This is a genomic window from Monashia sp. HAY1-5C, assembly GCF_056755255.1.
On record NZ_JBPGXG010000761.1, the window covers coordinates 1 to 236 of the forward strand.

Annotated in this window: 1 rRNA gene; it reads right to left on the reverse strand. The window is 64.8% G+C overall.

What is annotated here, in order from left to right:
- Positions 1 to 188 precede the first annotated feature (188 nt).
- Positions 189 to 236 (reverse strand): 16S ribosomal RNA (locus ACR9ZK_RS23455); the annotation flags it as partial.

A 236-nucleotide genomic window follows, 5' to 3' on the forward strand; every position in this document is an offset into this window, starting at 1 on the left:
ACCCGCGCCGCGTTCCACTCCCTCAGATCCTCGCGGACCGTCACCGGGTTGTACTAGCGAGCCACCGGCTCGACCAGATGCCAAATAATCGATGTTCCACCCATGAGCACCCCCACCAGGCGTTCGCTGGCGGCGGGCCACTGCGCCACCAGACCCCGAACGGGCCCGGCAGCGAAGCTGCTCCTTAGAAAGGAGGTGATCCAGCCGCACCTTCCGGTACGGCTACCTTGTTACGA